This window comes from Labrys methylaminiphilus subsp. lupini, from assembly GCF_051161885.1.
Classification (GTDB): domain Bacteria; phylum Pseudomonadota; class Alphaproteobacteria; order Rhizobiales; family Labraceae; genus Labrys.
In genome coordinates this window covers 3,646,928-3,673,734 of sequence record NZ_JBMDIH010000001.1, presented here as the reverse complement: position 1 = coordinate 3,673,734, position 26,807 = coordinate 3,646,928, and the positions used below count along the sequence as shown (strand labels likewise).

Genomic DNA, 26,807 nt, shown 5'->3' with positions numbered 1-26,807 from the left:
GATGCCCAGCTACAAGGCTCCCGTGGAGGATGTGATGTTCCTCCTCAACGACGTGCTCGACATCAACAAGTACAACAATCTTCCCGGCTTCGAGGACGTCTCCCCGGAAACCGTCGGCGCCATTCTCGGCGAAGGCGCCAAGATGTGCGAGGAGCTGCTGCAGCCTCTCAATGTCAGCGGCGACCGCGAGGGCTGCATTCGCTCCGACGATGGCGCGGTGACGACGCCGGATGGTTTCAAGCAGGCTTATCAAGCCTATCGCGAAGGCGGCTGGGTCGGCTTGCCGGCCCCGGCGGAATATGGCGGCGCCGGCCTGCCGGCTGTGCTCAACTCGGTGATGCAGGAATTCGTGTCGGGCGCCAATCTGGCCTTCGGCATGTATCCGGGACTGACCCAAGGCGCCATCGCCGCTCTCCTGGAGCATGGCAGCGATGAGCAGAAGCAGGCCTACCTGCCCAAGATGATAGCCGGCGAATGGACCGGCACGATGAACCTCACCGAACCGCTTTGCGGCACCGATCTCGGCCTGATCCGCACCAAGGCCGTGCCCGTCGGCGATGGCTCCTACAAGATCTCCGGCACCAAGATCTTCATCTCCGCCGGCGAGCATGACCTGGCCGACAACATCGTGCATCTGGTGCTCGCTCGCATCGAGGGCGCGCCTGAAGGCACCAAGGGCATCTCGCTGTTCGTGTGCCCGAAAGTTCTGGTCAACGCCGACGGCTCCCTCGGTGACCGCAACAAGGTCTCCTGCGGCAAGATCGAGGAGAAGATGGGCATTCACGCCAATTCGACCTGCGTGATGAACTATGAAGAGGCCATTGGTTATCTCGTCGGTGCCGAGAACAAGGGCCTCGCCGCCATGTTCGTGATGATGAACGAGGCGCGCCTGGCGGTCGGCATGCAGGGTCTGGCGCTGGGCGATGTCGCCACCCAGAACGCAGCTGCCTATGCCCGCGACCGTCTACAGGGCCGGGCCCTCACCGGCGCCAAGGAAGCGGGCAAGGCGGCCGATCCCATCATCGTGCATCCCGACGTGCGGCGCACCTTGATGACCGCCCGGGCCCTCAACGAAGGCGGCCGCGCTTTGGCGCTCGCCACTGCGCTCCAGGCCGATATCCATCGTCGTTCCCCCGATGCGGCCGCGCGCCAGGCGGCCGATGACCGGCTTGGCCTGCTGACGCCGATCGTCAAGGCCGTCCTTACCGAAAACGGCCTGCAGAATGCGATCAATAGCCAGCAAATGTTTGGCGGTCACGGCTATATCGCCGAGGTCGGCGTCGAGCAGTTCGTGCGGGATGCGCGCATCACCCTGATCTATGAAGGCGCCAACGGTATTCAGGCTCTCGACCTCGTCGGGCGCAAGCTGCCGCGCGACGGTGGCCGCGCCATGATGGCCTATCTGGGGGAATTGAACGGTTTTCTCAAGGCCCATGAGGCAGACGAGGCGCTCAAGCCCTATATTGCTCCCTTGAAGGCTTCGGCCGGCCACCTGCAGCAGGCCACGATGTGGCTGATGCAGAATGCCCTGGCCAAGCCGGACAATGCCGGCGCGGCTTCGACCGATTATCTCCACCTTTTCGGCCTGGTCGCGCTCGGCCAGATGTGGGCGCAGATGGCGAAGGCGGCGCTGGCGAAGGGAGACGATGCCTTTGCCAGGAACAAGCTGGTGACGGCCAGGTTCTTCGCGGACAGGCTGCTGCCGGAAACCGGGCTGCGCCTGGCCCGTGTCACGGCTGGTGCCGGCGACGTGATGGCTCTGGAAGCCGAGGCGTTTTGATTGGAGCGCGGCCATCTCGGCGACATGCAGACATGTCGCGATGTCCGCTCTTGTAAGCTGTATGTCTGATCGGGAAAAGCGGGCAAGATGCTCGCGCTCCCAGGGAGAGACCCAATGAGCGAAGCCTTCATTTACGACGCCGTGCGTACGCCGCGCGGGAAGGGCAAGGCCGATGGCGCCCTGCACGAGGTCACCAGCCTGTCGCTGGCGAGCCAGACGCTGAGGGCCGTGGCCAAGCGCAACGAGCTGCCGGAGAATGCGGTGGAGGACGTCATCCTCGGCTGCGTCGATCCGATCGGCGAGGCTGGCGGCGACATCGCCCGCATCGCGGCCCTGCATGCAGGCCTTGGCGAGAAGGTACCGGGTGTGCAGATCAACCGTTTCTGCGCGTCGGGCCTGGATGCAGTGAACCTTGCGGCCGGCCAGATCGCCGGCGGCCAGAAGGACCTCGTCGTCGCCGGCGGCGTCGAGAGCATGTCGCGCATCGGCATGATGGCCTCGGGCGGCGCCTGGGCGCTCGACCCCTCCAGCGCGGTGCCGACCTGGTTCATGCCCCAGGGCATTTCCGCCGATCTGATCGCCACCAAATATGGTTTCTCGCGTGACGACGTCGACGGCTATGCGGTGGAATCGCAGCGCCGCACCGCCCAGTCATGGAGCGAGGGGCGCTTCGCCAACTCCGTCATCGCCGTCAAGGACATCAACGGGCTGACCATCCTGGACAAGGACGAGCATATGCGCCCGTCCACCACCATGCAGTCCCTGGCCTCGCTCAATGCCTCTTTCGTGCAGATGGGCGAGATGGGTGGCTTCGACGCGGTCGCGGTACAGTCGCATCCGGAAGTCGAGAAGGTCAGCCACGTCCATCACGCCGGCAATTCCTCCGGCATTGTCGATGGTGCTTCCGCCGTGCTGATCGGTTCGGCCGAGGCCGGCAAGCGCTTCGGCCTCAAGCCGCGCGCCCGTCTCCGGGCAGCTGCCTCGATCGGCTCGGATACCGCCCTGATGCTGACCGGTCCCGTCGACGTCACCGAACTCCTGCTGCGCAAGGCCGGCATGAGCAAGGCCGACATCGATCTGTTTGAGATCAACGAGGCCTTCTCCTCGGTGGTGCTGCGCTACATGCAGGCCTTCGATCTCGATCCCGCCAAGGTCAATCCCTGCGGCGGCGCCATCGCCATGGGCCATCCGCTCGGCGCCACCGGTGCAATGATCCTGGGCACCGCTCTCGACGAACTCGAGCGCACCGGCAAGTCGACCGCCCTGATCACGCTGTGCGTTGCCGCCGGCATGGGCGCCGCCACCATCATCGAGAGGATCTGAGATGAACAATTTCCGCTTCGATGTCGATAGCGACGGTATCGCTCTCGCCACCTGGGACATGCCCGGCCGCTCGATGAACGTCATCACCGTGGAGGTGATGGAGGAACTCGGCCAGATCCTCGATCGCGTGACCTCCGATGCCGCCATCAAGGGTTGCGTGATCGCCTCGGGCAAGGACGCTTTTTCCGGCGGCGCCGACCTCACCATGCTCGAGGGCATGGGCCAGCGCTATGCCAAGGCGCGCGCCGAGCTCGGCGAAGAGAAGGCGATGGAGACCTTCTTCGCCGAGAGCCGCTTTCTCTCCCAGCTCTATCGACGCATCGAAACCGCAGGCAAGCCCTTCGCTGCCGCCATCAACGGCGTCTGCCTGGGTGGCGCTTTCGAGCTTACCTTGGCCTGCCATTACCGCATCGGCGCCTCCGACAATGACAAGGCCCGCGTCGGCCTGCCCGAAGTCAAGGTCGGCCTGTTCCCCGGTGCCGGCGGCACCACCCGCGTGTCCCGCCTGATGAAGCCGGACCAGGCCCTGCAGATGCTGCTCAAGGGCGATCAACTGCGCATCAGCCAGGCCCAGAAGATGGGCCTTCTGCATGCCGTCGCGCCGCGTGAGGAATTGGTTGTAAAGGCTAAGGAATGGATCAGGGACGGTGGCTCGCCGGTGGCGCCCTGGGATGTCGAAGGCTTCCGCCTGCCGGCCGGCCCGGTCTATTCCAAGGCCGGCATGATGGTGTTCCCGCCGGCGAACGCGCTCTATCGCCGCGAGACCTACGATAATTACCCCGCCGCCCGAGCCATTCTGCAGACGGTCTATGAGGGCCTCCAACTGCCCTTCGACCGCGCGCTCACGGTGGAATCGCGCTATTTCGCCCATGTGCTGCGCTCGACCGAGGCGCGCTCGATGATCCGCACTCTGTTCGTCTCCATGCAGGAGTTGAACAAGGGCGCGCGCCGTCCGGCCCTGCCGCCGTCCAACCTCAAGCGCGTCGGCGTGGTCGGCGCCGGCTTCATGGGCGCGGGCATCGCCTATGTCTCGGCACTGGCCGGGCTCGACGTGGTGCTTGTTGACCGCGATCAGGAAGCCGCCGACAAGGGCAAGGCCCATTCCGACGGCCTGATCACCGGCCAGATCAAGAAGGGCCGCGCCTCGATGGCCGATAAGGAAGCCCTGCTCGGCCGAATTACCGCCACGGCCGATTTCAACGCGCTCGCCGGCGTCGACCTCATCGTCGAGGCCGTGTTCGAGGATCGCACCGTCAAGGCCGAGGTGATCAAGAAGATCCAGGCAGTGATCAGCGAGGATACCGTCTTCGCATCGAATACCTCCACGCTGCCGATCTCCTCGCTGGCCGAGAACTCGGCCCGTCCCGAACAGTTCGTCGGCGTGCATTTCTTCTCGCCGGTCGACAAGATGCTGCTGGTCGAGGTGATCAAGGGTGCCAGGACCGGTGACAAGGCCATCGCCGTGGCGTTCGACTTCGTGCGGGCGATCAGGAAGACGCCGATCCTGGTCAATGACGGCCGCGGCTTCTTCGCCAATCGCTGCGTGCTCAACTATATCCGCGAAGGCCATCTGATGCTGGGCGAGGGCGTGCCGCCAGCGATGATCGAGAACGTCGCCCGCGCGGCCGGCATGCCGGTCGGGCCGCTCTCGCTCAACGACGAGATCGCCATCGACCTGGCATGGAAGATCCTGCAGGCTACCAAGAAGGATCTCGGTGAGGCCGCCATCGATCCGGCGCAGGAGAAGCTGCTCGATGCTTTGCTCAATCAGCATGGCCGCCTCGGCCGCAAGAACGGCAAGGGCTTCTACGATTATCCCGCCGGCGCCTCCAAGCGGCTATGGCCGGGCCTGTCGGATCTTCAGGCGGTGAAGCTCGATCCCGACACCATCGACAAGGAGACCCTGAAGCACCGTTTCCTCGTGGTCCAGGCACTGGAAGCGGCTCGTACCGTGGAGGACGGCATCATCACCGACATGCGCGAGGCGGATGTCGGCTCCATCCTCGGCTTCGGCTTTGCGCCGTTCACGGGGGGAGCCCTGTCCTATATCGACGGCATGGGCAGCAAGGCCTTCGTGGCCCTGTGCGATAAGCTGGCAGCCGCCTTTGGCCCGCGCTTCCAGCCCAACAAGCTGCTGCGCGACATGGCTGCAAAGGATGAGCGTTTCTACCAGCGCTTCAAGCCGGAGAAGAAGGCGGCGTAATGACTTCTGGGATCGCGGGCAAGGATGCCTGCGATCCCAGACGATTACCGCAGTCCCTTCTTGATCTGCCGGATCAGGCCGGGGCCTTTGTAGACCAGGCTCGAATAGAGCTGCACCAGCGTGGCGCCGGCCTCGAGCTTGGCCTTGGCGGTCCTGGCTGAATGAATGCCGCCGACCCCGATCAGGGGGAAACGGCCACCGACACGCCGCGCCGTTTCGGCCAGCACCTGCGTGGAGAGTTCGAACAAGGGCGCGCCCGACAGGCCGCCGGTTTCCTTGGCCGTCTCACGCTCCTTGAGCGTCTCGGGCCTGGAGATCGTGGTGTTGGAGACGATCATGCCGTCGAGCTTGTGGGCGAGGGCGCGGTCGACGATGTCGTCGAGTTCGAACATGGTGACGTCGGGCGCGATCTTGAGAAGAAGCGGGCGACGCGGCCCGATGAGCGCGGCCGTATCGCGCGCCTCCACCGCACGGGCCAGCAATTCGTCGAGCGCCTCCCGCTTTTGCAGATTGCGCAGGCCCGGCGTGTTGGGCGAGGAAATATTGAGGGTGAAATAGGAAGCGACCGGGGCGAAGACGATGATGCCGGCGGCATAGTCGGCGGCCTTGTCCTCGCTGTCCTTGTTGGCGCCGACATTGACACCCAAGATGCCGCGGCCCTTGCGGGCTTTGAGGCGGGCCAGTACGGCGGCATGGCCCTGATTGTTGAAGCCGAAGCGGTTGATCACACCCTCGTCCGCCGGCAGGCGGAACAGGCGGGGGCGGGGATTGCCATCCTGCGGCCTCGGCGTGACGCTGCCGATCTCCACGAAGCCGAAGCCAAGCTTGAACAGCGGATCGACGACCTCGGCATTCTTGTCGAAGCCGGCGGCCACGCCGACCGGATTGGGGAAATCGAGCCCGAAGGCCTTCACCTTGAGCGAGGCCGGATCGGGGAGGGAAGGCGGCATCGGCAGGCTGCGCAGGGCGGAGAGCGTAGCCTCATGCGCTTGCTCGGGATCCATCCGGAACAAGCGGGGACGGATCAGGGCGAAGGCTGCGCCGATCATGGCTGCTGGCTCGAAAGGAACTCGAGCGGGAAGACATGGTGGCCGTCCGCTCCGAGCGGCAGGGGCGCCGTCCATTCGACCAAATCGAGGGGCAGGGCGGCATAAAGATGCGGGAACAGGGCACCGCCGCGCGAGACTTCCCATTTGAGGGCCTCGCCCAGCCTGTCAGCCTCGACGGCGGCGAGAATGAGATCGTCCTGCCCGGCAAAATGCCGGGCGGCCGTCTCCTGCGCTGTCTCGGCGGAGGAAAAATGGATGTAGCCATCCTGGACATCGACGGGCGCCCCATCGAAGCGCCCGCTGGCCTCGGCATTGCGCCATTGTTGCGCCGTCAAGATCTTGTAGATGAGCGCCATAGATCCTCCTGCCGTTTCCTGGAGCGTTTTGCGATTTGGCTGAATAGCCAAGTGTCGCAAAACGCTCCAGGAAACGTCTCCTACAAGGCGCGGAGATTTTACGAAAGGGCCAAAGCGTTTTGCGATTTGGCGGAATCGCCAAGAATCGCAATGACGCATCAAAACATAGAGCGAGGGCGAAGAAGCGTTTGCGTCCAAACGCGTTTTGCTCTCGCCTGCCGCGGCCTGCATGGTTTTTCCACGCTTTGCACGGCATCGATGCTTGAATGCGCCACGACAATGACGGATTGACGCCTTGTTCATGCCTTTCGCGCAGCGGAAAGCAGGAGGAAATTCCGGTGGTAACCGTTGTTAACCCAACGCTGCTATGACTGGTCTGATTGCAGGGGCGTCTTGCGATTGGCGGTATCGCCAAGAATTGGCAAGACAATCGTAATGACGCGATAGCCAATCCGTCGGATCGGCTGGAAATGATGAGTTAGAGCAAGGGAGCGTCCACGCTTGAACGCGCTTTGTTCTGGAGTTTTGGAAGGCAAGGATGGCGCAAGGGCAACGGCGCATGGTTGAGCGGGTCGAGCCGCGTTTCGAGCCGGAAGCAGGCCAGGAGGCCGATCAGGGCGATACGTTTCGCCTGACCCGGGAAGATCGGCCCGCGCCCGTACCGCTGGAGCAGCGCGATCGCGCGCCCTCGCGCGCCAAGGCCGTGCGTTCGAAGAAGGGCTGGAGCCTGTTCGGCGGATCCTCCTCTCGAAGTGGCGGTGGTTCGTCCCGCCGCGGCGGAGGCGGTGGTAGTTCTGGCGGCGGAGGACGCAAGCCCAAGCGCCGCCGCTCGATGCTCTACCGCCTGACCTATTGGTCCTTCGTGATGTGCATGTGGGGCCTGCTCGGCGTTGGCGGCGTGGTGGCCTGGTATGCCGCCAATTTGCCGCCGATCCAGAACCTGGAAGTGCCGCCGCGGCCGCCCAATGTGAAGATCGTCTCGGCTGATGGCACCGTGCTCGCCAATCAGGGCGAAATGGGCGGCGCCGCCGTCTCGCTCAAGGATCTGCCGAAATATGTGCCTCTGGCCTTCGTCGCCATCGAGGATCGGCGCTTCTATTCCCATTACGGCGTCGACCCGCAGGGCTTGGCCCGCGCCGGTTATGTCTATCTCACCACCCATCGCCTGACCCAAGGCGGCTCGACGCTGACCCAGCAGCTGGCCAAGAACGTCTTCCTGACGCCGGAACGCAGCCTGCGCCGCAAGATCCAGGAGGCCATCCTCGCCGTCTATCTCGAGCGCAAATTCTCCAAGAACCAGATCCTGGAGATGTATATCAACCGCGTCTATTTCGGCGCGGGTGCCTATGGCATCGAGGCGGCGGCGCAGCGTTATTTCCGCAAGCCTGCCAAGAATCTCACCATTGCCGAAGCCGCGACCCTGGCCGGCCTGGTCAAGGCTCCGTCGTCACTCGACCCGACCAAGAACCCCAAGGGTGCGCATGACCGGGCTCAGCTCGTGCTCGACGCCATGGTCGATACCGGGGCGATTTCCGCACAGGACGAGAAGGCGGCTCAGGCCACGCCGGTCAAGGTTTCCAAATTGGCGGTTCGCTCTTCCGGCAATTATCCGGCCGACTGGATTTCCAACCAGCTCAGCGATCTCACTGGCCCGCTCGACACCGACGTGGTGGTGGAGACCACCATCGACGCCAAGCTGCAGAACCTTGCCGAGCAATCCCTGCGCCAGGGCCTCGACAAGTCCGGCGGCAAGCTGCGCGTGAGCCAGGGGGCCCTGGTTGCGATGGATCCCGATGGCGCCGTGCGCGCCATGGTGGGCGGGCGCTCCTATGCCGAAAGCCAGTTCAACCGGGCGATCTCGGCCTATCGCCAGCCCGGCTCCACCTTCAAGCCTTTCGTCTATCTCGCCGCGCTGATGAACGGCGCCACGCCCGAAACCGTACGTGACGATGCGCCGATCACTCTGGCGGGCTGGAGCCCGAAGGACTTCTCGCGCGAATATCGCGGCCCGGTCTCGCTGACCACAGCGCTTGCCCTCTCGCTCAATACGGTCGCGGTGCGCCTGTGCGCCGAAGTGGGCCCCAAGGCGGTGGTGGCGGTTGCCCACAGCCTCGGCATCAATTCCAATCTCGAGCCCAATCCCTCCATCGCCCTCGGCACCTCGGAAGTCACACCACTGGAGATCACCTCGGCCTATGCCACTTTCGCCAATGGCGGGCGCATGGTGATCCCCTATGTGGTCAGGAGCATCAAGACTGAGAAGGGCAAGGTGCTGTTCCAGCGCCAGGCTCCCGGCAATCAGCGCGTCATCGAGGACGACAAGGTCGGCATGATGAATGCGATGATGAGCCAGACGCTGACGGTCGGCACGGCGCGCAAATATGGCCTGCCAGGCTGGCAATCGGCCGGCAAGAGCGGCACCAGCCAGAATTATCGCGATGCCTGGTTCATCGGTTATACCAGCCACATGGTGACGGCCGTCTGGCTCGGCAACGACGACGGCACTTCCACCTCGCGCATGACCGGCGGCAGCCTGCCGGCCCAGATCTGGAACGAGTTCATGCGCGGTGCCCACAAGGGCGTGTCGCCGGCGCCGTTGCCCGGCAAGCCCTGGGTGCGCGAGGCGCCGCCGCCGGAGGACGTCATCGCGGCGCAGCCGCAATTCGACGGAGCGCCGGAGGACCAGCCGGTGGCTGTCGAGCCGGTGATGACGGCCAATGCGCCGCGGAACACCGGCCGGCCGATCGCGGATTGGCTGAACCGGGTACTGGGGCGGTAAGTCTTGGAGGACTGGTTTGCAGGACCGGCCTGCAATGTGGCGGTTGCTGGTAGGGCGCGGTAATCCTTCCCCAGCTTCGTGGGGAGGGTGGGGTCGTGCCTCATTCGTGACGCAGTCGTTTGAAGATCAGCTCCCCTTATCCCAGATCCATTTCGAACCAGTTCTCCAGGTGTCGCGGCCAGCGCCGTGGCATCACGAAGACCGCATCGAAACGCTGGGTGAGCTGGGCCTGATCGGGATGGCGCGCCAGCCAGGCCCGGGCGGCGGTGGCTATACGCCGCTGCTGGGTGGGCGTGATCGCTTCGAGCGCCACCGCCAGATCCGCTCGTGCCTTGACTTCAACGAACACTAGCGTGCTGCCGCGCCGGGCGATCAGGTCGATCTCGCCGCCCGGCACCTTGAAGCGGCGGGCGAGCAGGCGATAGCCCTTGAGGCGCAGCACCCAGGCCGCTTTTGTCTCGGCATTGAGGCCGACACGGAAGGCAGCCTGGCGTTCGAGCCTGCTCAAGAGGCCCTGCTGCGGCGCTCCGAGGCCATCTCGACGGCGCGGGCATAGACGTCGCGCTTGGACAGGCCAAGGCGGGCCGAGACCGCGGCGGCGGCATCCTTCACCGAAAGCGTTTCGAGGGCCGCGGCGAGCGATGCCTCGATGTCGTCGGCGCTGGCTGGTTCCTCGACGGGCGGGCCGACCACCACGACGATCTCGCCTCGCGGCTCGTCGGCAATGGCGAAATCGGTGGCCAGCGACACCAGCGTGCCGCGATAGACGGTCTCGTAGGCCTTGGTCAGTTCCCGCGCCACGGTCGCTGCTCGGTCGCCGAGTGCCGTCGCCATGGCGGCTAGGCTGTCGGCGAGGCGCGGGCCGCTTTCGTAGAAGATCAGGGTGGCGGGAATGGTCTTGAGCTCGGCGAGGCGGTTGGACCGGGCACCGTCCTTGTTGGGCAGGAAGCCCTCGAAAAAGAAGCTGTCGGTCGGCAGGCCTGCGACGGCCAGCGCCGCAAGCGCGGCGGAGGGGCCGGGCGCCGCGAAGACGGGAATTTCCTCTTCGATCGCTTCGCGCACCAGCTTGAAGCCGGGATCCGACACCATCGGCGTGCCGGCGTCCGAAACCAGGGCGACGCCCTGGCCGCTGGTAAGGCGCTCCAGGATCTGGGGCCGTACGCGGGGCGCGTTGTGGTCGTTATAGGCCAGGAGCTGGGCGCTGATGCCATAATGATTGGTGAGGCGGCTGGTGACGCGCGTATCTTCGCAGACGATGAGATCGGCGGCCGCCAGCGTGGTCAGCGCCCGAAGCGTGATGTCCGAAAGATTGCCGATGGGCGTCGCCACCACATGGAGACCCGGCAACAGGGAGGGGGCGGTCAAGCGCTGGCCATGCAGCAAATAGCTGTGCTCGGCGTCGACGATGGCGGGAGAGAAATCTGGACGCATGGGGTCCTGCCTTTGCCGGCCGCGAGTCGCAATCCGCAGCCTATTCTTCTGTGTAGCTCCCTGAGAATCAAAGGCAAGTTGATCTTCCAGCCGGGGTGATCAAGATAGAGGCATAACGCCGTGAAGAGAGAGATTTCATGAAGCCCGGCCCGAACGACGTCCTGTTGGTGATCGACGTGCAGAACGATTTCTGCCCGGGCGGGGCTCTGGCCGTGCCCGACGGTGATTCAGTGGTGCCTGATATCAACCGGATGGCCGTGGATTTCGCCCATTGTGTGCTGACGCAGGACTGGCACCCGCCCGGCCACTCCTCCTTTGCTTCCAGCCATCCGGGCAAGGCGCCGTTCACCACGACGACCATGCCCTATGGCGAGCAGACGCTCTGGCCCGATCATTGCCTCCAGGGCAGCCAGGGGGCCGAATTCCATCCCGGCCTGGCCCTGCCCAGGGCGGAGATGATCATCCGCAAGGGCTACAATCGCGCCATCGACAGCTATTCGGCCTTCTTCGAGAACGATCGCAAAACCCCGACCGGGCTCTCTGGCTATCTCAGGGAGCGCGGTCTCGGCCGGCTGTTCTGCGTCGGCCTCGCCACCGATTTCTGCGTGCGCTTCTCGGCCGAGGATGCCAGGCGCCTGGGTTTCGAGACCATCGTCGTACTCGATGCCTGCCGCGGCATCGATCTCGATGGTTCCGTCGCTGCGGGGATTGACGCCATGCGGCAGGCTGGCGCCACCCTGGTCGACAGGATCTAGCTTTGGTGTGCCGGTTCCGCTCCATCTCTCGACGGAGCCGAGAAGACCGGCACACCGGGACTCAATGCGCCTGAGCGGTCGCCGCCAGTTGCGGCATGGCACGATGCAGGTGCCGCGTCAGCCGCTTCTCCAGAAGGTTCCAGACATGGGCGATGGCGAAGACCATGATCAGGTAGATGATCGCGGTCCACATATAGGCCTGGAAATCGAATGTGCGCGAGAAGGCAAGACGTGTCACGCCCATCAGTTCCGGTACCGCCACAAGGGCGGCGACCGAACTCGCCTTGAGCATCAGGATCAACTCGTTGCCATAGGGGCGCAGGCTCACCATCAGGGCCTGGGGTAGAATGATCTTGCGGAAAATCTGGCCTGCATGCAGGCCAAGCGCGAGGCCTCCCTCGGTCTGGCCTCTCGGCAACGACTCGATGCCGCCGCGCAGGATTTCGGCCTGATAGGCGGCAGTATTCAGGGTGAAGGCCACCACCGCGTAGTAAAAACCGTCGCGCAGTAGCCACCACAGGCCGAGATCCTCGAAGAAGGATTTGTGGGTACCAAGGAAGATGCCAAGGCCGTTGTAGATCAGATAGACCTGCGCCAGCAGCGGCGTGCCGCGAAAGAAATAGATATAGCCATAGGCCAGCCCCCTCAGGATCGAATTGCGCGACATGCGCGCCAGAGCGATCGGGAAAGACAGCAAGGCGCCGAGCACCATTGCCAGGGCGACCAGCAGCAGCGTCAGGCGCAGGCCGGCCAGGAAGCGCGGGCCGTAGGTCGCCAGCAGATCGGCGTTGAGGCCGATATCACCGACGAGGCCGAGAAAACCGGACCAGAGCGTATCCATGCTCAAGCCCTCGCCAGGTTCTGGCCGCGATTAAAATACCTTTCCAGCATCGTCTGGGCGACGCCGGACAGGATGGCCATCACCAGATAGAGCAGGCAGCAGGCTGCATAGAACATCAAGGGCTGCTTGGTCGCAAACACGGCTCGGTTGGTCATGTACATCAGTTCGCTGACGGCGATGGCGGAGACGAGCGAGGTGTCCTTCAGGAGCGCCATCCAATTGTTGCCGAGGCCGGGCAGGGCCGTGCGGATCAGTTGCGGCAGGATGATCATGCGGAATGTCTGGCCGCGGCTGAGGCCCAGTGCGGTCGCCCCCTCGCTCTGTCCTCTGGAAAGGCTGCGCAGGGCGCCGAGCCAGACCTCGCTGGAAAAGGCGCCGAGCACCAGGCCGAGGGCCATGAAACCGGCGGCAAAACCGCTGACTTCGATCTGGATGCCGATCCCCAGGGCCGTCAGAAGCGTATTGATGGCGGATTGGCCCAGAAAATAGACGATCAGGATGGTGAGAAGCTCGGGCAAGGCGCGAAACAGCGAGGTATAGATACCGCAGACGACGCCGAGCCATATGGGGCCGCCGTTCTTGGCCATCGCTACGGCGAGTCCAAGCAGCAGGCCGAAAGGCAGGGTGCACAAGGCCAGGCCCAGGGTCATCATGGCGCCTTGCAGCAGCGGGGGGCCCCATCCCGTTGCACCAAATCCCAGAAGTTCCATTCCGTCTCCCCGCCGCCGAGCCATCGGGATAGGGCACTGGCACCGGATTCGATGCCAGGCCGATCAATGCGCCGTCACGTCATGGCCGTTGGCCTCATACGGGGCCAGCGGCCTATGCGTCACGCGTCTCAGGCGGTGGCGTCAGGGCACCCAGAGGTCGAACGGAAAATACTTGGCGTTCAGCTTCTGGTAGGTGCCGTCGGCGTGGATTTCCTCGATCGCCTTGCTGATGGCGTCGCGAAGATCCGTATCCTCCTTGCGCACGGCCGCGCCGACGCCAGTGCCGAAATATTTCACATATTTCTTGATGTCGATCTCGGCCTTGATCTCGCAGCACTTGCCGGCATCGGATTTGAGCCACTCCGTCATGGCGCTCTTGTCGGCCTCGACGGCGTCGATACGCCCGGCGGCGAGGTCAGCATTGGCCTCATCCTGGGCGGGATAGAGCTTCACCTGCGCGCCGCCGGTGCCGATCTCACCCTCCAGGAAGTTGGAATGGATGGTGGAGGACTGGGTGCCGACGATGGCGCTCTTCAGGCCTTCGGAGTCGAAGGATTTGATCTTGCTGTCCTTGGGAGCGACCCAGACGGCTGGTGTCTGGTAATAGGACCTGGAAAAATCGACCTGCTTCTTGCGCTCGTCCGTGATCGACATCGAGGCGAAAATGGCATCGTATTTGCCGGCCTTCAGGCCAGGAATGATGCCATCCCAATCCTGTGCGACGACGGTGCATTTTGCTTTCAGTTTCTCGCAGACGGCCTTGGCGATGTCGACGTCGAAGCCGACGATCTCACCCGATGGCGTCAGGCTGTTGAAGGGAGGATAGGCCCCCTCGGTGCCGATCTTGATGGTCGACCAATCCTTGGCGCTGGCCATGCCCATGCTGGCCATCAGCGCCAATGCGCCGGCCGCGAATTTTACGAAACGCATAGAACCTCCCTGGGTGGTATCGGAATGCTTCTTAGCTCGTATCATGCAAATGTCATCCCGTCCGGCGAATGAAACATTGCCCCTAGGTAAAAGCAATAGGGGCAGAATGGCGCCGGTTGTCCCCTTCGATCTGGTTGCCCTTGCTAAGGCCTGGAAATTGTGATCACAATTCCAGGAACAGTCACTGGAACCCGCTCCCCGATGAAATCCGTCTATTCCGAGCGTCACAAGGGCCATGCCGGCAATGTCGAACTGGTGGCCGGCGCCATCGTGCCGGCCTTCGAGATGCCCTCGCGTGCCGAATTCATCCGCGCCCGCATCGACGCGGTCGGGCTCGGCCCGGTGCTGGCGCCGCAAACCCATTCGCTCGATGCCGCCTTGCGCGTGCACAAGCCTGATTTCATCGATTTCCTCGGGCGGGCCTATCCGATGTGGAAGGCTGCCGGGCGCGAGGGCACGGCGATGCCCTTTACCTGGCCGACGCGCGGCCTGAGGGGCGACAAGCCGCCGGAATCGATCGAGGCGCTGCTCGGCTATTATTCCTTCGACGCCGGGGCGACCTTCGTGGAGGGCACCTGGGACGCGATCAAATCCTCCTATGAGGTGGCGCTGACGGCCGCCGGACTGGTCAAGGGTGGCGAGAAGTCGGCCTTCGCCCTCTGCCGTCCGCCCGGCCATCATGCCGGTTCCGGTTTCATGGGCGGCTATTGCTTCATCAACAATGCGGCCGTGGCGGCGCAATGGTTCCTGGACAATGGCGCACGCAAGGTCGCCATCCTCGACGTCGACTATCATCACGGCAATGGCACGCAGGAGATCTTCTACGAGCGCGACGACGTGCTGGTGCTCAACCTGCATGGCGACCCCGCCAACGAATATCCCTTCTTCCTCGGCCATGCCGACGAGACAGGCGCCGGCAAGGGTGTGGGCTTCAACGTCAACTATCCCATGCCGGCAGGTACCACCTTCGAGGTCTGGGGCGCGGCACTGGACGATGCCTGCGCCAAGGCGGCGGCCTACAAGCCCGACGTGCTGCTGGTCTCGCTCGGGGTCGATACCTTCGAGAAGGACCCGATCAGCGCCTTCAAGCTGAAAACCGAGCATTATCCGCTCATCGGCGCGCGAATCGCCAAGCTCGGGCTGCCGACGCTCTTCGTGATGGAAGGCGGTTATGCCGTGGCCGAAATCGCGGTGAATGCGGTTGGCGTCCTCACCGGCTTCGAGGAGGTATGATGGCCAAAACGACCTTCGGCGTGGTGCAGTTCGCCTGCACCGACAGCGTTGACGACAATGTGGCCACGGCAACGCGGCTGGTGCGCGAGGCGGCCGGTGCTGGTGCCCAAATCGTGCTCGTGCAGGAACTGTTCGAGGATCTCTATTTCTGCCAGGAGGAGAAGGCCGAGCATTTCGCCAAGGCGCGCACGCTGGACCAGGATCATCCGACCCTCAAGGCCATGCGCGCCCTTGCCGCCGAGCTCGGCGTGGTCCTGCCGGTCAGCCTGTTCGAGCGGGCCAACCAAGCCTATTACAACAGCCTCGTCATGGTGGACGCCGATGGCGGCGTCCTCGGCCTCTATCGCAAGTCCCATATCCCGGACGGGCCGGGCTATGAGGAGAAGTTCTATTTCCGGCCCGGCGATACCGGCTTCAAGGTCTGGCCTACCCGTTTCGGCACCATCGGCGTAGGCATCTGCTGGGACCAGTGGTTCCCCGAAGCGGCGCGGTCCATGGCGCTGATGGGTGCGGATGCACTGCTCTATCCCACCGCGATCGGCTCCGAGCCCGCCACCGGCTTCGATTCGATGGAGCATTGGCGCACGGTGATGCGCGGCCATGCCGGCGCCAATATCATGCCGGTGATGGCGGCCAACCGCATCGGTGTCGAGCGCTTCGGCGAGCAGGATCTGACCTTCTACGGTTCTTCCTTCATTGCCGGCCAGCACGGAGAGCTGGTGGCGGAGGCGGGGCGCTCCGGCGAAGCCGTGCTGACGGCAAGCTTCGATCTTGAGGCGATTCGCGCCGAACGCGCCGCCTGGGGGCTGTTTCGCGATCGCCGGCCCGAGCTTTACGGCCGGCTTTCCACCGGAGACGGCAGTCTTCCCCTGCGATGACCGGTTCGGGAGGCAATAAAACTTGAATGCGAGGCGGATCGGCGCAATCATGACACTGTGACGACAAGCCGCTTACACAGGAGGCGTCATGACGGAGGCTGATCCGCCTGGATCGCTGTTTTCGCGAAGCGAAAGCGCAGATGTCGCGCACCTTCCCGCTTCGCGCCGCCCCGATCCACCAGCCATCGCCTTCGACCGGCACGAACTGCGCCAGATCATGAATCTCTACGGTCGCATGGTCTCCCATGGCGAATGGCGCGACTATGCCATCGATTTCCTGCGCGACAAGGCCGTGTTTTCCATCTTTCGGCGCGCCTCGGAGATGCCGCTCTATCGCATCGTCAAGGATCCCTCGCTCGCCCAGCGCCAGGGCGCCTATAGCGTGTTGGCGCCGACGGGCATGATCCTCAAGCGCGGCCACGATCTGGCGCGCGTGCTGCAGGCCATCGACAAGCCGCTGCGCCTGGTGGTGTGAGGACGTCGGTCATCCCTCGCGCGGTGCGGCATGCAGTGTTGCGCCGCAGATCCAGGATAACCGTAAAACAGGATTACCTCAGCCGCCACTCGCCATCACGCAGAGCAGCTCGAACATCAGCGTTGCGCCGGTCAGGGCGGTGAGGCCCGAGGGGTCGAGTGGCGGAGAGACTTCCACCAGGTCCGCGCCGACCAGATTGGCGCCTTCCATCAGGCGGATCATCGCCTGGGCTTCGCGCGAGGAGATCCCCCCGATCTCCGGCGTGCCCGTGCCAGGCGCGAAGGAAGGATCAAGCGCGTCGATGTCGAAGGTGAGATAGGCGGGGTGCTCGCCGATGATGGCGCGCGCTTCGGCCATGACATCGGCCACGCCGCGGGCCATGAACTCCTCGATGAATACGATGCGGACGCCCGCGGCGCGGGCGAAGTCGTAATTGGCTGCGTCGGAGATCGCGCCGCGAATACCGATCTGGATCATGCGCTTGGGATCGACCAGCCCTTCCTCGATGGCGCGGCGGAACGGCGTGCCGTGGTTGTAGCGGCTGCCGAAGAAGCTGTCATAGGTGTCGGAATGAGCGTCGAACTGGATGAGGCCCACTGGGACCTGCTTTGCCAAAGCGCGCAGGATGGGCAGGGTGGTGAGATGGTCGCCTCCCGCCGTCAATGGGCGGGCGCCGGCGGCATGGATCTCGGCATAGAAGGCCTCGATGCTCTCCAGGCTGGCCATGAGATCGAGCGGATTGATCGGCGCATCGCCGCAATCGCCCGCCCGTACCCGGTCGAAGGGCGAGATGCCGGTGACGTGGTGCACCCGCCGCACCAGGCTCGACTGGTTGCGGATCTCACGGGGGCCGTGCCGAGCGCCGGTACGATTGGTCGCGCCACCATCGAAGGGAATGCCGACCAGGGCGATCTCGACCTCCTCCGGTCTTGCCATGGGCAGGCGCATGAAGGTGGAGGGGCCGGCAAAGCGCGGCACCACGCCCGAATCGAGCGGCTGGAAGGAATTGTTGCTGCTCACTTTTTCGTTCCTGTCCGGGGAGCCAGAGGGCTCTTATCTGAAGGGTTATATCGAAGAGACTGTCATCCCCGGAGAGCCACGCAGTGGCGAGGAAAGGGGATCCAGGAATTCCAGGCGAAGTCCTTTCGGCCCCTGGATCCCCTTCCCGCCGCCTATGGCGGCGCCGGGGATGACAGAGCACTCTGCTCTCAAGCCGCGCCTGAGGCGGTCAGTCGATGGTGTAATGCGCATCCTGGGGGATGCAGTCGGCGCCGTTTACCGGCACCAGGTCCTGGGGACAGGCCGAGAAAACGATGATCAGGTCCATCTCGGCCCTGAGGCGGACATGGGATTCCGGCGTCGACACCGGCGGCTGGAAGGAGACGCTGCCGTCTTCACCGACCGGGATGTTCATGAACAGGTTGAGCGGGCTCGGTGTCTCCGCGTCGGTGACGCCGACCGAAGCCAGGGCATTCGCCAGATTGTCGGTGCAACTGTCGTGATGGCCAACATGGCCTAGCTGCTCATAACGATAGCGATCGCAGGCGGCGATCAGCGTGTCGTGGATGCCGCCGGAATTGTCCTCGGTCAAGGTGAGCATGGGGCGGCGGCGATTGCTGCGCAGCGTGTCTCCGACCTGGGGATTGACGCGCAGCATGGCGCCGCGGCTGTGCTCCATCGACATGAACTCGCCGGGATCCTCGGCATTGAAGGCCCAACTGTCGACGACCTGGCTGCCATGGGTGTTGATCACCGTCACAGTCTGCCCGGCCTTCACCCGCTCGGCCACGCCCTTGCGCGCCGGAATGAGCCGCAATTCACCCTTCGCTCGCGCCTCGATGCCCATTCGTGCTGCCTCCCTTGAAATTGCCTCGGCGCCTGACGCGCTCAACCTTTGATGCGCAGCCTTATCGCAATTTCTTTACGAACTCCGCTACCACCGGCGCCAGCCTTGTAACGATCACGTCGACGCCGGCGGCGGTCGGATGCATGCCGTCGGCCTGATTGAGGCCCGGTGTGCCAGCGACGCCATCCAGGAAGAAGGGATAGAGTACAGCCCCATATTGGCTTGCGAGATCGGGGTAAACAGCATCGAACGCCTTCTGATAGTCTGCGCCGAGATTGGGCGCGGCGCGCATGCCCATGAGCAGGACCGGGATCTTGCGCTCCTTGAGGCGCTCCAGCATGGCGGCGAGATTGGCCCGGGCGAGCTTGGGATCGAGCCCGCGCAGCATGTCGTTGGCGCCGAGTTCGATCAGCACCGCCTTGGTACCGTCGGGCACCGACCAGTCGAGCCGGGCGAGGCCGCCATCTGTGGTATCGCCGGAGACGCCGGCATTGTCGATCACCACCTCGACGCCGAGCTTGGCGAGGGCGGCCTGCAGCTTGGCGGGATAGGCATCCTTGGCTTCCAGGCCAAGCCCGGCGGTGAGGCTGTCGCCCAGGGCCACCAGCCGCAGCGGTTCGGCGGCTGCCGACACGCTCGTGAGCGGGGTCATGACAAGCAATGTGAGAATTGCCACAATCGATGCATAGATACGATACACGATCACGAAAACCTTTCAGGCAGGATGCGAATGAGCGAAGCGATCGATCTGGCTGATGTCCATCTCAGCCTCGGCACCGGCGCGGCGCGCGTTCACATTCTCAAGGGCGTTACGCTGAAAATAAGGCAGGGGGAAGCGGTTGGCCTCGTCGGTCCTTCCGGTTCGGGCAAATCCACGCTTTTGATGACGCTGGGCGGCCTGGAGCGGCCCGACAGCGGCAGCATCCGCATCGCCGGGCAGGATCTTGGTGTCCTCGACGAGGATGGCCTCGCCAAGTTCCGCGGGCGGCATATCGGGATCGTCTTCCAGTCCTTCCACCTCATCCCCACCATGACGGCGCTCGAAAATGTCGCCGTGCCGCTGGAACTGGCCGGTCGGCGCGATGCCTTCGCCAGGGCGGAAGCCGAATTGGAGGCTGTGGGGCTCGGGGCACGCAAAGCCCATTATCCGGCCCAGCTCTCGGGCGGCGAGCAGCAGCGCGTGGCGCTGGCCCGCGCCCTGGCGCCCGAGCCGGCCATCCTGATCGCCGACGAGCCGACCGGCAATCTCGACGAGGGCACCGGCGCGGGCATCGTCGAGCTGATGTTCCGTTTGAAGCGCGAGCGCGGCGCCACCCTCGTGCTGGTGACGCACGACCTCGGTCTTGCCGCCCGCTGCGACCGCATGATTCGCATCCGTTCCGGTCATATCGAGGCGGACGAGGCGACGAAGGCCGAGGCGGCGGAATAGGTCTTCCCAGCTCCATCAGGCCGATGGAGCGTGGCCGGCACACCGGATGCCGCGCTTTTCGACAGGCCCGAGATCCCGAACTTTGCCGTGCCATGGCCACGGAATGCGCCAGATTGCCGATTAGGCAATTCGGTTTTAGGTCTCGCGCCTTGCGCGAGGGGCACTGGGGAAGAGTATGGTTGATTCACGACAGGGCAGGCGTGCCCTTTTCATCGTCAATCCCAACGCGCGCAATGGCGGCAAGGGCACCGATGCGATCCGCAAGGTGCTGGAGACGGGCGGCATCGATCTCCTCGAGGCGAGCCCGGAAGGGGATGAGAAGATCGCCGACGTGATCCTGCGGCGCCGGGAGGAGTGCGACCTCGTCATCGTCGGTGGTGGCGACGGCAGCCTCAACGCCGCCGCCCGAGGGCTGATGGAGGCGGGCCTGCCGCTGGGCGTGCTGCCGCTCGGCACCGCCAACGATTTCGCCCGCACGGTCGAGATCCCGGCCGATCCTGTGCAAGCTGCCGAGCTCATCGTATCGGGGCAGCCCAGACCCATGGACCTGGGCGAAGTCAATGGCCAGCTCTATTTCAACGTGGCCAGCATCGGCTTCAGTGCCGACCTTGCCGCCGAGCTCTCCGAGAAGGCCAAGAAGATGTTCGGCAAGCTCGGCTATGGCATCGTGGCGGCCCGGCTCTTGGCGCGCTCGCAGCTTTTCACCGCCTATCTCGACCATGACGGCCATACCGAGAGGATCAAGACCCTGCAGGTCTCGGTCGGCAATGGCAAATATTACGGTGGCGGCATGAGCGTCGAGCAAACCGCCACGGCGGACGACGGCAAGCTGGATTTCTACAGCCTGGAGGTCGATCATTGGTGGCGCCTGCTCAAGCTGCTGCCGAGCCTGCGCAAGGGTACCCATGGCCAGTGGGACGATGTGCGGGCCTTCGCCACCACCGAACTGGTGATCCGCACCAACCGGCCGCGCCCGGTCAACACCGACGGCGAGCTTACCACCTGGACGCCGGCGCATTTCAAGCTCCGGCGCCACGCCATCGAAGTCTATGCGCCGCCGGCGAAGTCTGGCTGATCAATGTCCCGACAGACGCTGCGCCAGGAGCGAGCAGAACAGGGCCCAGCCGGCGCCGATCACCCAGCCGGCGATCACGTCGGTGGGCCAGTGCACCCCGAGATAGACGCGGCTGATGCCGACCACGAAGGTCAGCAGCGTGCACACCACCATGATGTAGATCGACAGGGCTCGCGAGGGAAAGCTGCGGGCCAGCATGATGCCGAGCGTGAAATAGACGGTGGCGGACATGAACGAATGGCCGCTGGGAAAGCTCGACGTGTAGACCCTGGACCCATGCGCCACCAGGTCCGGCCTCGGCCGGTCGAAGCCGTATTTCAAGAGCGAGCTCATCAGAATGCCGCTGCCGATGGCGAGGATGACGAAGACGGCACTGCGCGGCGATCCCGAAAGCGCAAGAAAACCCGCTACGACCAGGGTGGTCAGCGTCAGCACGCCGACGCCGCCCAGGCCGGTGAAATCGCGCATCATTTCCTCGAGCCAGCCCGGCCCGAGCGGATCGGTGAGATCAGCGGGATTGCGCATCATCAGGAGAATGGCGCGATCGAAGGCTTCCGTGCCTCCCTGCGTGACCAGGCCGGCTAGCACGGCAAAGATCAGGGCCGCGCCGGCGACGCAAAGGATGGCGACCAGCGCCGAGCGCTCGGGATGCTGTTGGATCATGAGGATTGCGAGGCTCTGCTAACGATGAAGACGCTGGAGCCGGCTGTCATTCCCGGCCGAGCGTTTACAAGCTTGCTTGTGAACGTGAGGGGAAAGGGATCCAGGGGCCTAAAAGCGCTGCCTGCAACCCCTGGATCCCCTTCCCAAGGCCTGCGGCCTTGCCGGGCATGACAAGTATCGTATCGAATCATTAAAACTCGATGCCTTGCTGGGCCTTCACCCCGGCGGCGAAATGATGCTTCACCAGAGTCATCTCCGTCACCAGGTCGGCGGCCTCGATCAGCTCCGGCTTGGCGTTGCGGCCGGTGACGACGACATGCAGGTCCGGCCGGCGTGCCTTCAGGGTCTCGACGACCTCGGTGAGGTCGAGATAGTCGTAGCGTAGCGCGATGTTGATCTCGTCGAGCACGACGAGGCGAATGGCGGGGTCTGCCAGCATCGCCTTGGCCGCCTCCCAGGCGCGGCCGGCGGCGGCGACGTCGCGCTCGCGGTCCTGGGTCTCCCAGGTGAAGCCCTCGCCCATGCTCTTCCAGGTCACCAGATCCTCGAAGCGTTCCAGCGCCTTGCGCTCGCCGGTCGACCAGGCGCCCTTGATGAACTGCACCACGCCGATCTGCCAGCCATGGCCGAGCGCGCGCATGATCAGGCCGAAGGCGGCTGTGGACTTGCCTTTGCCGGGACCGGTATTGACGATCAAGAGGCCCTTTTCGGTGATGGTCTTGGAGGCGACCTCGGCGTCCTGCACCGCCTTGCGCTTTTCCATCTTCGCCTTGTGGCGCGCGGCATCGTCGGTCATGTCAGCATCCAATCACTTCACCACCATCGGCAGGCCTGCCACCATGAAGATCACCTGGTCGGCGAGGGCTGCGATCTGTTGATTGAGCCGGCCCTGCTCGTCGCGGAAGGCGCGGCCCAGGGCGTTGTCAGGCACGATGGAAAGACCGACCTCGTTGGAGACCATCACCACCGGGCCGGACGTCGCCCCGAGACTCTCCTGAAGCTGGAGGAAGGCGGATTTGAGGTCGTGGCCGCCGAGCATGAGGTTGGTGAGCCAGAGCGTCAGGCAGTCGACCAGCACGGGGCCCTGCGTTGCCGCGAGTGCTCCGGGTAGGGCGAGAGGGGCATCGACCGTGCGCCAATTGGCGTCGCGCCGGGCCTGATGCTCGCCGATACGGGCCCGCATCTCGTCGTCGAAGGTCTCGGCGGTGGCGATATAGGTCCAGGGGGCGGGATGGGCCGATATCAGGTTCTCCGCATGCCGGCTCTTGCCGGAACGCGCGCCGCCGAGGACCAGGGTGAGTCGAGGCTGGGACATGGAGCCTTCCTGCCGGGTCTTGGGCAGGAAGGCAAGTGGAGCGCGGACTTCCAGTCCGCATCTTCCTCTACCGCAAGCGCGAGGTTTCCAAGATGCGGACTGGAAGTCCGCGCTCCGAACAAGCTCACACCGGTCCCCATTTCAGGTCGGTGTTCCTGACCGGCAGGCTGCGGATGCGCTTGCCGGTAGCGGCGAAGATCGCATTGCAGACCGCCGGGGCGATCGGCGGCGTGCCGGGCTCACCGATCCCGCCCCATTTCTTGCCGCCGCTGAGCACGAGATGGGTCTCGATGACAGGCGTATCGGCAAGGCGGGCGACCTGGTAGTCGTCGAAATTGCCCTGCACCACCGCGCCCTTCTCGATGGTGATCTCGCCGAACAGGGCGGCCGAGAGGCCATAGATCACCGCGCTCTCGATCTGCATCTCCACGGTGAGCGGATTGACGACATGGCCGCAATCGACGGCTGCTACCACGCGCTGAACCTTCACCTCACCCTGCGGGCTGACGGCGAGCTCGACGACCTCGCCGACGATGGTGCCGAAGGATTCATGGATGGCGATGCCGCGCCCCTGGCCCTTGGGCAGCGGCTTGCCCCAATCGCTCTTCTGAGCCAGCCTATCGAGCACGGCGAGAAAATCAGGCTTGCCCTCGAGGAGCTTGCGCCTGAAGCGATACGGATCCTGGCCGGCGGCCAGCGCGAGTTCGTCGATGAAGCTCTCCAGGGCGAAGGCATTCTGCGACGAGCTGACCGAACGCCAGAACATCACCGGCACATGGGTGTTCTTGAGGATGCAGTCGACCTGGGCCGCGCCGGAGCGGTAGGGCATGTTGGCAAGGCCCTCGACCGCGGAAGGTTCGACCCCGTTCTCCACCTTGCCCCAGCCGAGCGAACGCTGGATGGAACCCACGGCTGTGCGGACATGGATTGCGGCCGGCAGGCCGTCGTCACCGAGGGACGCCTGGAAGCGGATGGCGGCCTGCGGGCGATAGCGGTCGTGGCGCATGTCCTCCTCGCGCGTCCACACCAGCTTCACCGGCTTGCCCACCGCCTTCGACACCGTCACGGCCTGCACCAGTTCGTCGTTGACGGCGCGCCGGCCGAAGCCGCCGCCGAGGAAGCAATTGTGAATCTCCACCTCGGAGGGCGCGACACCGGCCGCCTTGGCGGCGAGCTGGAGCGCCATGTCGGGATTCTGCGTGCCCATCCAGACCTCGACCTTGCCGTCATGGACATGGGCGGTGCAGTTGAGCGGTTCCATCGGCGCATGGGCCAGATGCGGCGCCTGGTAGAGGGCGTCGACACGCTTGCCGCGAGCGAGGGCGGCGTCGACATCGCCTTCCTTGCGCGCCGTGACGGCGGGGCCGTCGAGGGCTGCGACATAGTCGGCATCGAAACCCTTGCTGTCCGTATCGGCGGCCGAGCCTTCTTCCCATATCACGGGCAAGGCGAGTGCCGCTTCCTTGGCGCGCCAGAACCGGTCGGCCACCACGGCGAGGCCGCCCTCGATCGGCACCACCGCCAGGATGCCGCGGCGCCCCTTGATGGCGGCTTCGTCATGGGATTTCACGCGGCCGCCGAAGACGGGACAGGTCACCACGGCGGCATAGACCATGTCAGGCAGGCGGATATCGATGCCGAATTGCGCCGCCCCCGTCAGCTTGGGCGGCGTATCCAGACGCGCCAGCGGCTTGCCGATCAGCGTGAACTGTTCGGGCGTCTTGATGGCCGGCTCCCTCGTCAGCGTGACCTTGGCAGCCTCGCCGGCCAGCTCGCCAAAGCGCAGGCTGCGATTGCTGGCCTGATGCAGCACCTTGCCGGCATCGACGCTGCAGCTTTCGGCCGCCACCTGCCAGCGCGAGGCAGCAGCCTGCACCAGCCTTTCGCGGGCATTGGCGCCGGCTGCCTGCAGGAATTCGCGCGAGCGGCGCACGGCGCCCGAACCGCCGGTACCCATGCGCTTGTAGACGGTGTTCTCGCGCAAATTCCGGTTGGCCGAGGCGTATTCGGGCTTCACCTTGGCCCAGTCGCAACCGAGTTCCTCGGCGACGATCATCGGCAGGGCCGTGAAGATGCCTTCGCCCATTTCCGATTGCGCCACGCGGATGATCACGGTGTCGTCGGGCTCGATCAGGATCCAGGCATTGATCTCGCCGTCGGTGGAAGCACCGCCCCAGGGTTGGTCGGCGATATCAAGGGCCTGTGATGCAGCGGGGATGAACCCGCCGATCATCAGGCCGCCGGCGGCAGAGAAGCCGATGGCGAGAAAGCTGCGCCGGCTCAGCGCGGTGGACGTGCGGTCGATCGCGTTCATGGCCTCATCCCTTCATCAGTTCGGCGGCGCGATGGATGGCGGCGCGAATGCGCGGATAGGTGCCGCAACGGCAGATATTGGTGATGCCGTTGTCGATATCCGCGTCGGTGGGGGTGGGCGTATCCTTCAGGAAGGCGACGGCGGCCATGATCTGGCCCGACTGGCAATAGCCGCATTGCGGCACGTCCTCGGCGAGCCAGGCCTGCTGGACCGGATGCTTGCCGTCCGCCGACAGGCCTTCGATCGTGGTGATGGTGGCGCCGTCGACGTCACCGATCTGGGTCTGGCAGGAACGGATGGCGGCGCCGTTCACATGGACGGTGCAAGCGCCGCATTGGGCGATGCCGCAGCCGAACTTGGTGCCGGTGAGGCCGAGTTCATCGCGCAGGACCCAGAGCAGAGGGGTCTCGGGCTCGATGTCGAGCCGGTGGACGGTCGAATTGACGGTGATGGCAACCATGGGCAGGCCTTCCAGCGGCTGATGCCGGGCAGAAGTGCCGGGCCCATCGGCGTCGGCCTTCTGGTGGGCGATTGCGGGAAGGCAGAATTGTGGCGGCAATCATGGCGGCGGGGTGACGGGTAACGCAGACGTGAGAGTTTGTGCAGTCTGGAAACGGTCGAGAAATGTGGCCGCCAGTTGCGAAGGGGCCCCCGGCCTATTGCTTGAACCAGATCCGGCTATAGCCGAGCGCGTCGCCGGCGATGGCGACGAGGACGCCGACCGAGACGAGGATGAGGCCGATCATGAAGGTGCGCACGATGCGGCGATAGACTGGCGCCTCCAGTGATTTGACCGAGAGCATGCCGGCCAGCGCCCAGACTTGGAAGATGATGCCGCCCCCGATGAGAAAGACGGCGGCCAGGTCTTCCGGGATCCAGGTTCCTGGCTGCGATGCCCAGTTGTTGAGAAAGCCCAGCGAGAAGGCGAGCACGACGCCGATGGCCGTCACCGAACCGCCACGGAAGATGACGTCGATCTTCTGCGGCTCGGATGACGGTATCGGCGGCAGCTTCTCTTCGGGCATGGCAACCTCGTCGGTGTGGCGACGTCGCCGCCCTTTATGCCGGATTTTGCGCGTGCTTTGGAAGCGGGAACATTGACAAGCCCGTCCGCACACCCCTTATGTCAGCCACGATCGGTCTCTCGTTATGAGAGAAGAGGGAATGCGGTGCGGATGAAGAGCGGCCAGTCGATGGCTGCCTTGGATGCCAAAGCCGCGGCTGCCCCCGCAACTGTAAGCGGCGAGCGCCCCGCCTCGAGGCCACTGGGTAACCGGGAAGGCGGCGGGGGGCGATGAGCTGCGAGCCAGGAGACCTGCCGTTCGCAACCTTGTCACCGGTCCGGGCGGGGCGCCTCGGAGGCCGGTTCCGTTTTCCCGGACGATCGTCGGCCTCGCCGTCGGTCCCGCGCCCTCCATCCGC

General features: G+C 64.6%; 26 protein-coding genes and 1 riboswitch. Of the genes, 10 read left to right on the top strand and 16 right to left on the bottom strand.

All coding sequences use genetic code 11. The features are described from left to right. Window position 1 precedes the first annotated feature (1 nt). The 3 genes from ACN6KF_RS17370 (at window position 2) to ACN6KF_RS17360 (ending at window position 5,306) form a co-directional block, all read left to right on the top strand. Window positions 2-1,780: an acyl-CoA dehydrogenase C-terminal domain-containing protein gene (locus tag ACN6KF_RS17370; RefSeq protein ID WP_434958040.1), complete on the top strand. Its 1,779-nt coding sequence runs from the start codon at window positions 2-4 to the stop codon at window positions 1,778-1,780. A gap of 114 nt (window positions 1,781-1,894) precedes the next feature. Next, complete coding sequence (locus ACN6KF_RS17365) at window positions 1,895-3,103, top strand: acetyl-CoA C-acetyltransferase (protein ID WP_434958039.1); 1,209 nt, start codon at window positions 1,895-1,897, stop codon at window positions 3,101-3,103. Between the two features lies 1 nt (window position 3,104). Next, complete coding sequence (locus tag ACN6KF_RS17360; protein WP_434958038.1) at window positions 3,105-5,306, top strand: FAD-dependent oxidoreductase; 2,202 nt, start codon at window positions 3,105-3,107, stop codon at window positions 5,304-5,306. A 44-nt stretch (window positions 5,307-5,350) separates the two neighbouring features. On the opposite strand, the gene ACN6KF_RS17355 is transcribed toward ACN6KF_RS17360, so the two are convergent. Continuing rightward, window positions 5,351-6,355, bottom strand: a complete 1,005-nt coding sequence (locus ACN6KF_RS17355) for a quinone-dependent dihydroorotate dehydrogenase (RefSeq protein ID WP_434958037.1) — start codon at window positions 6,353-6,355, stop codon at window positions 5,351-5,353. After that, the gene (locus ACN6KF_RS17350; protein WP_434958036.1) at window positions 6,352-6,711 is read right to left on the bottom strand and encodes a DUF952 domain-containing protein; all 360 of its coding nucleotides are present in this window, start codon (window positions 6,709-6,711) and stop codon (window positions 6,352-6,354) included. Before ACN6KF_RS17350 ends, ACN6KF_RS17355 begins: the two co-directional genes overlap by 4 nt. 538 nt (window positions 6,712-7,249) lie before the next feature. Between ACN6KF_RS17350 and ACN6KF_RS17345 the strand changes: the two genes are divergently transcribed. Continuing rightward, complete coding sequence (locus ACN6KF_RS17345) at window positions 7,250-9,490, top strand: transglycosylase domain-containing protein (RefSeq protein WP_434958035.1); 2,241 nt, start codon at window positions 7,250-7,252, stop codon at window positions 9,488-9,490. Window positions 9,491-9,626: 136 nt separating this feature from the next. On the opposite strand, the gene ACN6KF_RS17340 is transcribed toward ACN6KF_RS17345, so the two are convergent. Together ACN6KF_RS17340 and rsmI are read right to left on the bottom strand one after the other, a co-directional pair. Continuing rightward, window positions 9,627-9,998 carry a YraN family protein gene (locus tag ACN6KF_RS17340; RefSeq protein ID WP_434958034.1) on the bottom strand — a complete coding sequence of 124 codons (372 nt, stop codon included), beginning with the start codon at window positions 9,996-9,998 and terminating at the stop codon, window positions 9,627-9,629. Beyond that, complete coding sequence (gene rsmI, locus ACN6KF_RS17335) at window positions 9,995-10,921, bottom strand: 16S rRNA (cytidine(1402)-2'-O)-methyltransferase (RefSeq protein WP_434958033.1); 927 nt, start codon at window positions 10,919-10,921, stop codon at window positions 9,995-9,997. The genes ACN6KF_RS17340 and rsmI overlap by 4 nt, the downstream gene beginning before the upstream one ends. A 137-nt stretch (window positions 10,922-11,058) precedes the next feature. On the opposite strand from rsmI, the gene pncA reads away from it, so the two are divergent. Further along, window positions 11,059-11,676, top strand: a complete 618-nt coding sequence (gene pncA / locus ACN6KF_RS17330; protein WP_434958032.1) for a bifunctional nicotinamidase/pyrazinamidase — start codon at window positions 11,059-11,061, stop codon at window positions 11,674-11,676. Between the two features lie 61 nt (window positions 11,677-11,737). Here the strand turns inward: pncA and ACN6KF_RS17325 are convergent, their stop codons facing one another. From ACN6KF_RS17325 to ACN6KF_RS17315, 3 genes are all read right to left on the bottom strand, one after another. Then, window positions 11,738-12,517 carry an ABC transporter permease gene (locus tag ACN6KF_RS17325; protein ID WP_434958031.1) on the bottom strand — a complete coding sequence of 260 codons (780 nt, stop codon included), beginning with the start codon at window positions 12,515-12,517 and terminating at the stop codon, window positions 11,738-11,740. Between the two features lie 2 nt (window positions 12,518-12,519). After that, entirely contained in the window at window positions 12,520-13,227 is a 708-nt protein-coding gene (locus tag ACN6KF_RS17320) for an ABC transporter permease (protein WP_434958030.1), read from the bottom strand. A 141-nt stretch (window positions 13,228-13,368) separates the two neighbouring features. After that, entirely contained in the window at window positions 13,369-14,157 is a 789-nt protein-coding gene (locus ACN6KF_RS17315) for a transporter substrate-binding domain-containing protein (RefSeq protein WP_434958029.1), read from the bottom strand. Between the two features lie 201 nt (window positions 14,158-14,358). On the opposite strand from ACN6KF_RS17315, the gene ACN6KF_RS17310 reads away from it, so the two are divergent. From ACN6KF_RS17310 to ACN6KF_RS17300, 3 genes are all read left to right on the top strand, one after another. Continuing rightward, a complete protein-coding gene (locus ACN6KF_RS17310; protein ID WP_434958028.1) occupies window positions 14,359-15,390 on the top strand; it encodes a histone deacetylase family protein in 1,032 nt (343 codons plus the stop codon). Next, window positions 15,390-16,268: an N-carbamoylputrescine amidase gene (aguB, locus tag ACN6KF_RS17305; RefSeq protein WP_434959696.1), complete on the top strand. Its 879-nt coding sequence runs from the start codon at window positions 15,390-15,392 to the stop codon at window positions 16,266-16,268. The genes ACN6KF_RS17310 and aguB overlap by 1 nt, the downstream gene beginning before the upstream one ends. Before the next feature lie 88 nt (window positions 16,269-16,356). Beyond that, on the top strand, window positions 16,357-16,743 hold the full coding sequence (locus ACN6KF_RS17300; protein WP_311940882.1) for a DUF2794 domain-containing protein: 387 nt from the start codon (window positions 16,357-16,359) through the stop codon (window positions 16,741-16,743). Window positions 16,744-16,821: 78 nt separating this feature from the next. On the opposite strand, the gene speB is transcribed toward ACN6KF_RS17300, so the two are convergent. The 3 genes from speB to ACN6KF_RS17285 form a co-directional block, all read right to left on the bottom strand. After that, window positions 16,822-17,691 carry an agmatinase gene (speB, locus tag ACN6KF_RS17295; protein WP_434959695.1) on the bottom strand — a complete coding sequence of 290 codons (870 nt, stop codon included), beginning with the start codon at window positions 17,689-17,691 and terminating at the stop codon, window positions 16,822-16,824. A 280-nt stretch (window positions 17,692-17,971) separates the two neighbouring features. Next, the gene (locus ACN6KF_RS17290) at window positions 17,972-18,589 is read right to left on the bottom strand and encodes a DUF1989 domain-containing protein (RefSeq protein ID WP_434958027.1); all 618 of its coding nucleotides are present in this window, start codon (window positions 18,587-18,589) and stop codon (window positions 17,972-17,974) included. A gap of 61 nt (window positions 18,590-18,650) precedes the next feature. Beyond that, window positions 18,651-19,241 carry an arylesterase gene (locus tag ACN6KF_RS17285; protein ID WP_434958026.1) on the bottom strand — a complete coding sequence of 197 codons (591 nt, stop codon included), beginning with the start codon at window positions 19,239-19,241 and terminating at the stop codon, window positions 18,651-18,653. A gap of 78 nt (window positions 19,242-19,319) precedes the next feature. On the opposite strand from ACN6KF_RS17285, the gene ACN6KF_RS17280 reads away from it, so the two are divergent. After that, window positions 19,320-20,018: an ABC transporter ATP-binding protein gene (locus ACN6KF_RS17280; protein ID WP_434958025.1), complete on the top strand. Its 699-nt coding sequence runs from the start codon at window positions 19,320-19,322 to the stop codon at window positions 20,016-20,018. A 175-nt stretch (window positions 20,019-20,193) separates the two neighbouring features. Then, on the top strand, window positions 20,194-21,093 hold the full coding sequence (locus ACN6KF_RS17275; protein WP_434958024.1) for a lipid kinase: 900 nt from the start codon (window positions 20,194-20,196) through the stop codon (window positions 21,091-21,093). Here the strand turns inward: ACN6KF_RS17275 and ACN6KF_RS17270 are convergent, their stop codons facing one another. The 6 genes from ACN6KF_RS17270 to ACN6KF_RS17245 all read right to left on the bottom strand — a co-directional run bounded on the left by ACN6KF_RS17270 (window position 21,094) and on the right by ACN6KF_RS17245 (window position 26,410). Next, a complete protein-coding gene (locus ACN6KF_RS17270) occupies window positions 21,094-21,756 on the bottom strand; it encodes a phosphatase PAP2 family protein (protein ID WP_434958023.1) in 663 nt (220 codons plus the stop codon). It lies immediately after the preceding gene. A 190-nt stretch (window positions 21,757-21,946) separates the two neighbouring features. Continuing rightward, complete coding sequence (gene cobO, locus ACN6KF_RS17265; RefSeq protein WP_434958022.1) at window positions 21,947-22,552, bottom strand: cob(I)yrinic acid a,c-diamide adenosyltransferase; 606 nt, start codon at window positions 22,550-22,552, stop codon at window positions 21,947-21,949. A 12-nt stretch (window positions 22,553-22,564) separates the two neighbouring features. Continuing rightward, complete coding sequence (gene cobU, locus ACN6KF_RS17260) at window positions 22,565-23,071, bottom strand: bifunctional adenosylcobinamide kinase/adenosylcobinamide-phosphate guanylyltransferase (protein WP_434958021.1); 507 nt, start codon at window positions 23,069-23,071, stop codon at window positions 22,565-22,567. Between the two features lie 124 nt (window positions 23,072-23,195). Further along, the gene (locus ACN6KF_RS17255) at window positions 23,196-25,385 is read right to left on the bottom strand and encodes a xanthine dehydrogenase family protein molybdopterin-binding subunit (RefSeq protein ID WP_434958020.1); all 2,190 of its coding nucleotides are present in this window, start codon (window positions 25,383-25,385) and stop codon (window positions 23,196-23,198) included. Window positions 25,386-25,389: 4 nt separating this feature from the next. After that, window positions 25,390-25,845, bottom strand: coding sequence for a (2Fe-2S)-binding protein (locus tag ACN6KF_RS17250; RefSeq protein ID WP_434958019.1), 456 nt, complete (start codon window positions 25,843-25,845; stop codon window positions 25,390-25,392). 196 nt (window positions 25,846-26,041) lie between these two features. Then, window positions 26,042-26,410 (bottom strand): hypothetical protein, encoded by a 369-nt coding sequence (locus ACN6KF_RS17245; protein ID WP_434958018.1) that lies wholly within the window; start codon window positions 26,408-26,410, stop codon window positions 26,042-26,044. Between the two features lie 95 nt (window positions 26,411-26,505). Further along, window positions 26,506-26,722, top strand: a riboswitch (cobalamin riboswitch). Window positions 26,723-26,807 lie beyond the last annotated feature (85 nt).